This window comes from Pseudomonas frederiksbergensis, assembly GCF_001952935.1.
GTDB classification, from domain to species: domain Bacteria; phylum Pseudomonadota; class Gammaproteobacteria; order Pseudomonadales; family Pseudomonadaceae; genus Aquipseudomonas; species Aquipseudomonas frederiksbergensis.
Genome location: NZ_CP018319.1, coordinates 445707 through 457637 on the forward strand (window position 1 = coordinate 445707; position 11931 = coordinate 457637).

12 protein-coding genes are annotated in these 11931 nt (G+C 58.9%); 6 read left to right on the forward strand and 6 right to left on the reverse strand.

What is annotated here, in order from left to right:
* Nucleotides 1-14 precede the first annotated feature (14 nt).
* Nucleotides 15-728: a FadR/GntR family transcriptional regulator gene (locus PFAS1_RS02270; protein WP_076028043.1), complete on the reverse strand. Its 714-nt coding sequence runs from the start codon at nt 726-728 to the stop codon at nt 15-17.
* Between the two features lie 284 nt (nt 729-1012).
* Between PFAS1_RS02270 and PFAS1_RS02275 the strand changes: the two genes are divergently transcribed.
* Both PFAS1_RS02275 and gudD read left to right on the forward strand, forming a co-directional pair.
* Nucleotides 1013-2356: an MFS transporter gene (locus PFAS1_RS02275; RefSeq protein WP_076028044.1), complete on the forward strand. Its 1344-nt coding sequence runs from the start codon at nt 1013-1015 to the stop codon at nt 2354-2356.
* Nucleotides 2357-2393: 37 nt separating this feature from the next.
* Nucleotides 2394-3737, forward strand: a complete 1344-nt coding sequence (gene gudD, locus PFAS1_RS02280) for a glucarate dehydratase (RefSeq protein WP_076028045.1) — start codon at nt 2394-2396, stop codon at nt 3735-3737.
* 127 nt (nt 3738-3864) lie between these two features.
* Here gudD and PFAS1_RS02285 read toward each other — a convergent pair whose 3' ends face one another.
* On the reverse strand, nt 3865-4743 hold the full coding sequence (locus PFAS1_RS02285) for a LysR family transcriptional regulator (RefSeq protein ID WP_076028046.1): 879 nt from the start codon (nt 4741-4743) through the stop codon (nt 3865-3867).
* A gap of 159 nt (nt 4744-4902) precedes the next feature.
* Between PFAS1_RS02285 and ampC the strand changes: the two genes are divergently transcribed.
* A complete protein-coding gene (gene ampC / locus PFAS1_RS02290; RefSeq protein WP_335720574.1) occupies nt 4903-6045 on the forward strand; it encodes a class C beta-lactamase in 1143 nt (380 codons plus the stop codon).
* 79 nt (nt 6046-6124) lie between these two features.
* Here ampC and PFAS1_RS02295 read toward each other — a convergent pair whose 3' ends face one another.
* Both PFAS1_RS02295 and PFAS1_RS02300 read right to left on the reverse strand, forming a co-directional pair.
* Nucleotides 6125-6493, reverse strand: coding sequence for a DUF6124 family protein (locus PFAS1_RS02295; RefSeq protein WP_076028048.1), 369 nt, complete (start codon nt 6491-6493; stop codon nt 6125-6127).
* Between the two features lie 222 nt (nt 6494-6715).
* Complete coding sequence (locus PFAS1_RS02300; protein WP_076028049.1) at nt 6716-7264, reverse strand: DUF4174 domain-containing protein; 549 nt, start codon at nt 7262-7264, stop codon at nt 6716-6718.
* 178 nt (nt 7265-7442) lie between these two features.
* Here PFAS1_RS02300 and PFAS1_RS02305 point away from each other — a divergent pair, with 178 nt between their 5' ends.
* A complete protein-coding gene (locus PFAS1_RS02305) occupies nt 7443-7811 on the forward strand; it encodes a VOC family protein (RefSeq protein ID WP_076028050.1) in 369 nt (122 codons plus the stop codon).
* 42 nt (nt 7812-7853) lie between these two features.
* Here the strand turns inward: PFAS1_RS02305 and PFAS1_RS02310 are convergent, their stop codons facing one another.
* Nucleotides 7854-8639 carry a sulfite exporter TauE/SafE family protein gene (locus tag PFAS1_RS02310; RefSeq protein ID WP_074878514.1) on the reverse strand — a complete coding sequence of 262 codons (786 nt, stop codon included), beginning with the start codon at nt 8637-8639 and terminating at the stop codon, nt 7854-7856.
* A gap of 207 nt (nt 8640-8846) precedes the next feature.
* Nucleotides 8847-9596 (reverse strand): hypothetical protein, encoded by a 750-nt coding sequence (locus PFAS1_RS02315; RefSeq protein ID WP_074878517.1) that lies wholly within the window; start codon nt 9594-9596, stop codon nt 8847-8849.
* 253 nt (nt 9597-9849) lie between these two features.
* On the opposite strand from PFAS1_RS02315, the gene PFAS1_RS02320 reads away from it, so the two are divergent.
* Nucleotides 9850-10998: an aldose epimerase family protein gene (locus tag PFAS1_RS02320; protein ID WP_076028051.1), complete on the forward strand. Its 1149-nt coding sequence runs from the start codon at nt 9850-9852 to the stop codon at nt 10996-10998.
* 92 nt (nt 10999-11090) lie between these two features.
* Nucleotides 11091-11912 carry an aldo/keto reductase gene (locus PFAS1_RS02325; protein ID WP_076028052.1) on the forward strand — a complete coding sequence of 274 codons (822 nt, stop codon included), beginning with the start codon at nt 11091-11093 and terminating at the stop codon, nt 11910-11912.
* Nucleotides 11913-11931 lie beyond the last annotated feature (19 nt).

Genomic DNA, 11931 nt, shown 5'->3' on the forward strand with positions numbered 1-11931 from the left:
TAGACAAACGGTGGTCAGCCATCGGCCGAAAACCGGTCGCGGCTGTTGGTCAGGTGCAGCCACATGGCCGCCCGCGCCGCATCCGGGTCCTGGCGTTTGATCGCATTGAGAATGGCCTCGTGCTCAAGGTTGGCCAGTTGCCCCAGCTTGCTCAAATCTACTACGCCGCGCTCGGCGGCATTGACGCGGGTGCGCGGGATCATGGCGCTGCCCAGGTGCTGCATGATTTCGCTGAAGCACACGTTGCCGGTGGCTTCGGCGATCAGCAAGTGGAAACGCTTGTCGGCTTCGACGCAGCTGTCGTTGTTGGCCAGCAGGCTTTGATAGTCGTCCAGCGCTTCGCGCATCTGCGCCAATTGATGCTCGGTGCGACGGGTTGCCGCCAGTGCGGCGGCCTGGGTTTCCAGGCCCATGCGCAACTCCAGAATGCTGCGCACCCCCAGCGCGGTATCGACGTTCAACCGCAGTCCCTGCTCCGGCGCTCGCTCGATAACAAAGGTGCCGATGCCGTGGCGGGTTTCCACGAGACCGGACGCCTGCAATTTCGAGATCGCCTCGCGCACCACCGTTCGACTGACCCCGTGCTCCTGAACAATCGTGTTCTCGGACGGCAGCTTGTCACCGGGCAGCATCTGCCCGAGCAAGATGCTCTGGGTCAGTTTGGCGACCAGGTCATAGGCCAGGTTATGGGTGCGCTTGCGGGCAGGCGCGTCGAGGTCTTCTTGCATGGCGGTCATCCGAAAGCAGGGCTATCGGAATCGTAGCACTGCGCCGGGCGGGAATCTCAGCAAAAACGCGCCGACCAACTTGTATGACAACACTCAACAAATCAAGCCTAAACGATCGAAACCAAGCTCATCCATTCGGCAGAAAGACTAATAAATCTCCTGAATAACGCTATTTTGTTGGACGAAGGCACTTGCAGGACGAAAAAACGTAGTTGTATGATGTCTATCAACATCGCAACACCCAGTCACACCCCGCATAAAAATAATCAGTGGGAGATAACGCAGTGAATACATCCATATCCGGGATGAACGATGGCGCCGATTCGGTCCTCAAGTCCGCCATCTCAAAAGTGAAACGCCATGTCCTGCCGCTGTTCGTGATCATGTTCATCGTCAACTACATCGACCGCGTGAACATCGGCTTCGTCCGCGCCCACATGGAACATGACCTGGGCATCGGTGCCGCCGCCTACGGCCTCGGCGCCGGTCTGTTCTTCATCGGTTACGCGCTGTTTGAAGTCCCCTCCAACATCCTCCTGCAAAAAGTCGGCGCGCGAATCTGGCTGACCCGCATCATGCTGACCTGGGGCCTGGTCGCCGCTTGCATGGCGTTCATCCAGAACGAAACCCACTTCTACATCCTGCGATTTCTGCTCGGCGTGGCCGAAGCCGGTTTCTTCCCCGGCGTGATTTACTACTTCACCCGCTGGTTGCCTGGCGTTGAACGCGGCAAGGCGATTGCCATCTTCCTCAGCGGTTCGGCGATTGCTTCGCTGATCTCCGGCCCGTTGTCCGGGTTACTGCTGCAAATCAGCGGTTTGGGCATGCACGGTTGGCAATGGATGTACTTCATTGAAGGGATGTTCTCGGTCGGGCTGTGCGTGTTCGTCTGGTTCTGGCTGGACTCCAAACCCCACGACGCCAAATGGCTGAGCCGCGCCGAACAGGACGCGCTGGTCAAGGCTATCGACGACGAACAACTGGCCCGCGAAGCCGCGACACCGATCAAACCGTCGCTGGGCAAGCTGCTCAAGGATCGCCAGATCATCCTGTTCTGCCTGATCTATTTCTTCATCCAGTTGACCATTTATGCCGCGACCTTCTGGCTGCCGAGCATCATCAAAAAGATGGGCGACCTGAGCGACATTCAGGTCGGGTTGTTCAACTCGATTCCGTGGCTGCTGTCGATCGTCGGCATGTACGCCTTCGCTTCGCTGTCGGCCAAATGGAAACACCAGCAAGCCTGGGTCGCCACTGCCCTGCTGATCGCGGCAGCAGGGATGTTCATGTCCACTACCGGCGGACCGATTTTCGCCTTCGTTGCGATCTGCTTTGCTGCGCTGGGCTTCAAATCGGCGTCGTCGCTGTTCTGGCCGATTCCTCAGGCCTATCTGGACGCACGGATCGCGGCGGGCGTCATCGCGCTGATCAACTCGGTGGGCAACCTCGGCGGCTTCGTCGCGCCGACCACGTTCGGTCTGCTGGAAGAACGCACCGGTTCGATTCAGGGCGGGCTGTACGGCCTGGCCGCGACCTCGATCATTGCCGCAATCATCGTCTTCGCCGCACGCAATAAACCGAAATCAGCACCTGCTGCACTGGCCAAACCAGCGCCCAATCACGCCTGAACACTCATGTAAGAGCACTGTTTTGAAGGACATGAAAATGAACCCACAAGAAACCGCCAAAGCCCCGATCATCACCAGCATGCAAGTTGTTCCGGTGGCCGGCCACGACGGCATGTTGCTCAACCTGAGCGGCGCCCACGGGCCGTTTTTCACCCGCAACATCGTGATCCTCAAGGACAACGCCGGTCACACCGGCGTCGGTGAAGTGCCGGGCGGCGAGCGCATTCGCCAGACCCTCGAAGACGCTCGCTCGTTGGTGGTCGGCAGTCCGATCGGCACGTATCAGAAGATCCTCAATCAAGTGCGCCAGACTTTCGCCGATCGCGATGCCGGCGGTCGCGGGTTACAGACGTTCGATTTGCGCATCACCATCCACGCCGTCACCGGCCTGGAAGCTGCATTGCTCGATCTGCTCGGCCAGCATCTGGATGTGCCGGTCGCGGCCTTGCTCGGTGAAGGTCAGCAGCGCGATGAAGTGAAGATGCTCGGTTACCTGTTTTATGTCGGTGATCGCAACGAAACCGACCTGGCCTACCGCAGCGAACCGGACGCCGACAACGACTGGTTCCGCGTACGTCACGAAAAAGCCATGACCGCCGACACCGTGGTGCGTCTGGCCGAAGCCGCCCACGCCCGCTACGGTTTCAAGGACTTCAAACTCAAGGGCGGCGTGCTCAGTGGCGATCAAGAAATCGAAGCCGTCACCGCCCTGGCCGAACGCTTCCCCGATGCGCGCATCACCCTCGATCCGAATGGCGCGTGGTCACTCAAGGAAGCCATTCGCTTGTGCCGGGATCAGCATCACGTACTGGCTTACGCCGAAGACCCGTGCGGCGCGGAAAACGGTTATTCGGGCCGTGAAGTCATGGCGGAATTCCGTCGCGCCACAGGTCTGAAAACCGCCACCAACATGATCGCCACCGACTGGCGGGAAATGGGCCACGCGATCCAGTTGCAATCAGTGGACATTCCACTGGCCGACCCGCACTTCTGGACCATGCAGGGTTCGGTCCGCGTGGCGCAGATGTGCCATGAGTGGGGCCTGACCTGGGGTTCGCATTCCAACAACCACTTTGATATTTCCCTGGCGATGTTTACCCACGTCGCGGCCGCCGCGCCGGGTGACATCACCGCCATCGACACCCACTGGATTTGGCAGGAAGGCCAGCGCCTGACCAAAGCACCGCTGCAAATCGTTGACGGCTGCGTGCAGGTGCCGAAGAAACCTGGATTGGGCGTCGAACTGGACATGGATCAACTGGCCAAGGCCCATGAGTTGTACAAAGGCATGGGACTGGGCGCGCGGGATGACAGCGTGGCGATGCAGTTTCTGATTCCGGGTTGGAAATTCGATAACAAGCGGCCGTGCCTGGTGCGCTAGCAATCTGAAAAACACCGCAGTACCTGTGGGAGCGAGCTTGCTCGCGATGAGGCCATAACATTCGACATCTCCTCTGCCTGTCAAACCGCTATCGCGAGCAAGCTCGCTCCCACAGGAATGGCATTCGCTAAACCATCTGTGTCACTTGCAGCAGCCAGCCCTTGAACGCCGCCATCGCCGACGTTTCAGGGCGCGACTGCAAACGGGTCAGCCAGTAACTGCCGGTAGTGATCCCGATGGCGAACGGTTGCTCGATTGCACCCGCCGCCAGTTGCCGGGCGAACATCAGCGGCGGCGCCAATGCCACGCCCGCCCCTTGCAGCGCCGCTTCCATCATTGCCAGCGATGAGTCGAAGACGATGCTTCGGTGCGGCGCTGCGTGGGTCGAAAGGCCGGTGGCCTGAAACCATTCGGGCCACTCGTCCGTACGATAAGAACGCAACAGCGTTTGCTGCAACAGGTCTATCGGTGTTTTCAGTTGCCGGGCAATTTCGGGAACGCACAATACCGATAACGGCGCCTCGATCAACCTGACTGCTTCAATCCCGTGCCAGGCTCCCGCACCAAACCGAATCGCGTAATCCAACCCTTCAGCCGCCACATCCACGCGATTGTTGTTGGTCGACAGGCGCAAATCTATGAACGGATGTTTCGCCTGGAAGTCCGCCAACCGTGGCAACAACCAGCCTACCGCGAACGTCCCCACCACGCCGACCGTCAATACCTCACGAAAATGTCCGCCCTCGAATCGCTCAAGAGTTTGCGCGATACGGTCGAAAGACTCGCGCAACACCGGCAGCAGGGTTTCGCCCTCGCTGGTCAGCATCAGCCCGCGGGGCAAGCGCTTGAACAGGGTCACACCTAGTTGAGACTCAAGGCTCTTGACCTGATGGCTCACCGCCGCCTGTGTGACACACAACTCAACGGCCGCCCGTGTGAAACTCAAATGCCGGGCGGAGGCCTCGAAGGCGCGCAATGCATTGAGCGGTAATTGAGGCCGGATCATACTCACTCCCAAATTTTTCTAATGGCTCGTCCCAAATATCATCGGTTGTCGAACCTCGGCAGGCTGCATAGATTTGGCTCGCCCATCAGCACCCCGGATTGAAAAGCCGCTCGAAGTGTAGCGGTTAACACCCTTGAACTCATGGAAAGTGAATCCATCATGCAGAACAAACTCGCGTCCTACAGCGCTTTCGCACTTTTCCTCAGCACCGGTCATTGCGTTGCTGATGACCGCATTGAAGCCATCGTGAAGGGCGCCATCGAACCGGTGATGCAGCAACAGCAGATCCCCGGTGTCGCGGTTGCGATTACCGTCAACGGCCAACCTCATTACTTTAACTACGGCGTGGCCTCGAAGGAAAACGGCAAAGCCGTCACCGAAGACACCCTGTTCGAGATCGGCTCGGTGAGCAAAACCTTCACCGCGACCCTCGCCGCCTACGCTCAGGCCACCGGCAAACTGTCCCTGTCGGACAAGGCCAGTAGCGTGCTGCCGGAGCTGCGTGGCAGCGCGTTCGATAACATCAGCGTGCTGCAACTGGGCACCTACAGCGCCGGCGGCCTGCCGCTGCAATTCCCCGACGCTGCCGATGCACCGGACAAGATGCTCGGCTATTTCCAGCAGTGGAAACCGACTTATGCCGCAGGCACCCATCGGTTGTATTCGAACCCGAGCCTGGGGTTGTTCGGTTATCTGGCAGCCAAAAGCATGGGCGCGCCGTTTGATGACGTGATGGAAAAAACCCTGCTGCCGAAACTCGGGCTGAAACACACCTACCTCACAGTGCCGCAAGCTCAAATGGGGCTTTACGCTCAGGGTTACAACAAGGAAGACAAACCTGTGCGGGTTGGACCGGGGGCACTGGATTCAGAGGCTTATGGCGTGAAAACCAGCGCTGCGGATCTGATTCGGTATGTTGAGGCGAACATGAAACCGTCGGGGCTTGAAACGCCGATGCAGCAAGCAGTCGCCATCACTCACACCGGCTACTACAAAGTGGGCGATATGACTCAGGGGCTGGGTTGGGAGTTCTACCCCTATCCGGTCAGCCTCGATAAATTGCTGGCGGGTAACTCGACGCAGATGGCGATGGAGGCTCACGAAGTCCAGTGGCTGACCCCGCCGCAACCTCAACCGGAAAGCGTGCTGATTAACAAAACCGGTTCAACGGGCGGCTTCGGTGCCTACGTGGCGTACGTGCCGTCGAAAGACATCGGCATCGTGATCCTGGCCAACAAAAACTACCCGAACCCTGAGCGGATCAAGATTGCTCATACGATATTGAGTGCGCTGGCCAAATAGCCAAGAGGCGCGACTTCTCGCAGCGGTAGACAAAATGGGCGACCCCTTTGAGGTCGCCCATTGTCGTTACTGCGTCAGCTCAATGCAGAGTCGGCGGCTGAGCGTCAGGTACACCACTTCTCGGATCAAGATTTTCCCGCGCCTGATTCACCAACAACTCGGTGACCGCCGCCAATTGCTGGATCGACAGCAGCAGCTGGCGGTTCGAACCTTCCAGTTTTCCGGCAAAACTCGCAATCAGCACATTCAGGGAGGCAAGGTTTTCGCAGGCCTGATTCAGCAGGGTCAGCGTGTCGACACCAGGCGCAACAGTGAAAACCTGCCGGGTCGTGGGGGTACGCCTGGGGCTTTGGGTAACGGCGCCTTTTGCGGTTTCACACGGCTTCGCGGGATTGAGTTGATCGGCATCGTTTGGGGTTTGCGATGGATGCTTGCTGATCTTTTTCACAGACGAGGCTCCTTTTTGTGCCATTGGTGTTTACGTCCCTGGATCCCCCAGTGTCGCGGATTCCCACGTCCGACCGCTATTTCGCGGTGGCTGACGAAGGCTAGCCGTGCTCTCTGACAGAAACCAGTTCATAAACACCGACAGGACTTGCAGGAAACTTCCGAGACCAATGGAAATCGGTACATCGCCCCCCGAAACACGCGATTTTTTTAGCCGCCGAGTTCAATCATCCGGCATTTCAGGCGGCTTGGCAGGCTTCGCCGGTTTGCCCGATTTTGCGCCTTTGGCGCCGTTGGCCGGTGCGGCTTCAGTGACCGGCGGCGGTGTCGGTACCGTGGCTTCTCGCTCTGTCGCCGGCAATTGGTCGACAGCGGCGAAAATCTCCTTCAGCTCGATCGTTCCCGATTGCTCAAGTTTCTTTTCCCCGTCCTTGCCCACCAGGATGACTTTGCTCTTGGCACCAGCCCCCAACTTGAGCGAACGGATCAATGCCGCCGTGTCTTGCGGCCCCAGGTCTTTGCCCTCGCGCTGGCCCATCAGATTAAGCACGGTGTACAGGACCATGTTTCGCTCGGTGAACCCCTTGCGATTGGCCGGTTCATCCAGCGATTTTTTCAGACTGACCCACGTGGGATCGACCGTGCTCGGCGCGATGACAATCAACGGCCGGGACCTGCCCTTCTCCATGTCCAGCGGTGAGCCGTCATCGGCAGCGAGCAAGGGGCCGGCGAAAGCCAGCAGGGTAGTCAGGGTCAAAGACCTGATGAGCATGCGCATCTCCTTTTGATATCCACGCTCTAATGATTGCGCATCGCGGCGTTCGTTCCGGGTGACGCACGCAATTATGTCTCGCCTGCCCCAAGCTTAGGTCAGGGCGGTCATTGCGCAACAGCCTGAGCTAATCTCATAAATCAATAACATCGCCCTGATCCGCCGTGAGGACCTCTGCATGAGCGCTCAGTTGAACCACACCATCGTCTGGTGTCGCGACAAGCAGACATCAGCCAACTACCTGGCAGACATCCTCGGCCTGCCCAGCCCCGAACCCTTCGGCCCGATGCTGATCGTCAAGTTCGACAATGGCGTGTCGCTGGACTTCTACGACAATGACCCGCCGATTGCCTCTCAGCACTACGCGTTTTTGATCGGCGACGAGGATTTCGATGCGGCCTTCGCCCGCCTGCAAGCCCGCCAGCAACCCTGGTGGGCCGACCCCAGCAAACAACGACCGAACGAGATCAGCGATTACGGCGGTGGCCGGCGGGTTTACTTCGATGACCCGGACGGGCATCTGCTGGAAATTCTGACACGGCCCTGAGCGCGCCTGCCAAGCTGGTTTGTTTGTGCAACCGCGGCCCGATCAAAAGGCCAGTTTGTACCCGATCAGCACCAGCATCGTGGCCAGGCAAGGTCGCAGCACTTCATCGGAGATGCGGCCAGTGAGGTGGCTGCCCAAGTAAATTCCCGGTAGCGAACCGATCAGCAAGTAACCCAATACGTGCCAATCCATGTTGCCCATGCTCGCATGGCCGAGGCCGGCCACCAGGGTCAGCGGTACGGCGTGCGCGATTTCCGTGCCCACCAGGCGGCGGGTCGGCAGCATCGGATAGAGAATGAATAACGCAACGGTGCCCAGGGCGCCGGCGCCGATGGAGGTCAGGGCAACCATGGTGCCGAGGACCAGGCCAGTGATCACGGTCAGCGCATTCAAGCGATTGCCGCTGGGGTTGTAATGACCGCCCGCGCGTTTGTGGGCGAAATCGAGCAGGCGTTTCTTGAAGAAAATCGCCAGCGCCGTGGCAAACAGGACAAAGCCCAAGGCTTGTTTGATGACCGCGTTCATCGCCTCCGGGGACGTTTGCAAGGTGCTCAGGAACCACAACGTCAGCGCAACCGCCGGCACGCTGCCGAGGGTCAACCAACCGGTGATGGCCCAGTCGATGTTCTTGTTCTTTCGATGAACCAGCACGCCACTGGACTTGGTGATCGCCGCGTACAGCAAATCCGTCCCCACTGCGGTGGCCGGATTGACACCGAACCACAACAGAATGGGGGTCATCAACGAACCGCCACCCACGCCTGTCATCCCGACAATAAAGCCGACCACCAGACCTGCCACGACTAAACCGAAATTACCGAATTCCATTAACACGCCCACAAAAACGCATGAAAAATCAGGCCCGCAGCATAGCGATTTTTCTTATAACCACTTATATCGATGCGAACTATCGTTATACCTAAAGCCCACACACGCTCCTGTGGGAGTGAGCCTGCTCGCGATGACGGACTCACAGCCAGCATCATTGCTGAATGTTAAACCGCTATCGCGAGCAGGCTCACTCCCACAAGGGGTTCACTGTACTGGCAAGAAATTGAGAAACAGCAAACTCTGCGCGTAATTCAAGCCGATCCGGCGGTAGCGCTCGTCCAGCATCTGCGTCAGCAGGTCCAGCCGGGCGACGATCTTGCCGAACTCCACGGCAAAACTCAGGTTGCTGCCCTCCTCCGAGATTTCGTTGGAAAACAGTAAAGGCTCGCCGTTCCTGTTTTGCCGCTGGCTGAGGATCCAGGTGGCTTTCTCGATGTTGCGGGCCGCATTGCTGACGAACGTGGGATTGATCGCATCCGTCATGTAGAACTCAAGCCGATTACCGTGAGCAGTGACGAGCATGCTGCCGATGGCATAGATGAAAGCACCGACCCGGTCGCCGAGAAACTCCGGGCTCATGGCATAGCTCAGCGCTGCCAGGTCTTTTTTGCCTCCCAGGGTCGGCAGCGGCTGTTGCTGTTCGATGGCCATGCGCACTTGTTTGCCCGCGGTGCGGGCGTCAAGGAAGCCGGATTTTTTCAACTCGTCCGGGTTGCGCAGGTAGAGCTTGCTCATCAGCAGGTAGAGGCTGTCGAGGTTGTCGCGCATCGCCAGGGTCGCCATGCGGTCGACGCTGGTCTGGAGGAATTCCTGGGGTTTGCCTTCGCGGAACTGGTTGACGATATCGCTGCCCTGCTGCTGGCTGCACCCGGAGGCGGCGAGCATCGACAAGCAAGCCAACAGCAGGCAACGGCGGCGGATTCGCGGGGTGGTGCGGGGTAAAACTCGAGCCATGGGTTATCGAACTTGGGCATGGGCCGGCGGTGGGGATTCGCCGCAGGCTGGCCAAGGATAGAGCCGTGAATCCTGGAAAAGTGCAGTGCCGACCGTCCGCAAGCGTTGGAACCCGTTAAGCGGCGCCATCAAATTAGTCATACTTTATAATTGCAACATCGCCTGCATAAGCTATAAATCCTTCCTTGCTCCTATTAAAAACCGATTAGTAGTATGACTACTTTGTCAAAAACAATAAAAAGGAAGGTCAACCATGCTTCAATCCCGATACCCGTTCTGCGCCCTTGGACTGTCTCTGATGATCGCCACCCTCTCCGCCCAGGCCGCCGGCCTGTCCAGCGAACACAAGGCCTTTGGCAAAACCAATGACGGCACGCCCGTCGAGCAATACATTTTGCGCAACAGCCATGGCCTGACCGCCACGGTCATTACTTACGGCTGCATTTTGCAGTCGCTGAAAGTGCCGGACAAAAACGGCAAGTTCGACGACGTGGTGCTCGGTTTCGATGACGTGCAGGGCTACCAGAGCGGCACGGCGTATTTCGGTGCGACCATCGGGCGCTTCGGCAATCGCCTGGCCAACGGTGCTTTCGAACTGGACGGCAAGCGTTATCAGGTACCGCTCAACGACAGTTCCAATTCGCTGCACGGCGGCCCCCGGGGTTTTGACAAGCACGTCTGGAAAGCCCAACCGAGCAACGGCAAGGATTCGGTCGGCGTGACCCTGACCTACCTGTCGGCAGACGGTGAAATGGGCTTCCCCGGCAACCTGAAAACCGAGGTGACCTACAGCCTCAACGAGCAAAACGAGTTGCGCATCGACTACAAGGCTTCCACCGATAAAGCCACAGTGTTGAACCTGACCAATCACAGCTATTTCAACCTGGCCGGCGCCGGCAACGGTGATGTGCTGAAACAGCTCGCCACCCTGCACGCCAGCCATTACACGCCAGTCACCGGCAAGCTGATCCCGACCGGCGAACTGGCCCCGGTGGCTGGCACACCGATGGACTTCACCCAGCCGACCGCCATTGGCAAGCACATCAAAGCCGATCACCCACAGTTGAAATTCGCCGAACCGAAACAGGGCGGCTTCGATTTCAACTGGGTGCTGAACGCCGCGGGTGATGTGGGCCAACTCGCCGCCGAGGTCAGCGATCCGCAATCCGGTCGGCGCTTGCAGCTCTACACCACCGAGCCTGGTGTGCAGTTCTACACCAGCAACTTCCTCGATGGTTCGGTCAAGGGCAAGGCTGGCAAGGTCTACCCGCACTGGGGCGCGTTCACGCTGGAGACCCAGCACTACCCGGATTCACCGAATCAGCCGAACTTCCCGTCCACGCGCCTGGACCCGGGCAAGACCTATGCCCAGAGCACGGTGATGAAGTTTTCTGCCAACTAACCCTGTGGCAGCTGCTACAGGTCGATGGAACCACCGGGGTATTCTGTTGCCAACCGAAGGAGTACTCATCGATTCAAAATAAGGAGATTTGAATGCGCACCCTCGAGCTGGCTGGCATCAATGTACCGGTGATCGGCCAAGGCACCTGGCGCATGGGCGAAGACCGTTCCCGGCACACCCAGGAAGTGGCGGCATTGCGCCTGGGTATCGAACTCGGCATGACCCTTATCGATACCGCTGAAATGTACGGCGAGGGCGGCGCTGAGGAAGTGGTCGGTGAAGCCATCACCGGCAGGCGTGATGAAGTGTTTCTGGTCAGCAAGGTGTACCCGCACAACGCCAGCCGCAAAGGGATTCCCCTGGCGTGCGAACGCAGCCTGCGGCGGCTGGATACCGATTACATCGATCTCTACCTGCTGCACTGGCGCGGCCAGTACCCCCTCGAAGAAACGGTCGAAGCCTTCGAACGCCTGCGCGAAGAAGGCAAGATCGGTCGCTGGGGCGTTTCCAATTTTGATGTCGATGACCTAGAGGAACTGGCCTCACCGGCCTGTGCCACCAACCAGGTGCTCTACAACCTGGAAGAGCGCGGCATCGAGTTTGATCTGCTGCCCTGGAGCCGCCAGCATCGAATGCCGCTCATGGCCTACTGTCCGATCGGTCAGGGTGGGCCTATGCTGGACCATATAACGCTCAAGCAAATAGCCGCCCGTCACCGTGTGACGCCGGCCCAAGTAGCGCTGGCATGGATGCTGCGTAACGAAGGCGTGATCGCCATCCCCAAAGCGGTCCGCCCCGAGCACCTGCAACTCAATGCGCAAGCGGCGCAATTGCAACTGGAGGCTGGGGATCTGGAGGCGCTGGAACAGGCGTTTCGCGCGCCACAACGCAAACAGCGGTTGGCCATGGTCTGAGCCATCGCAGTCTGTCAGA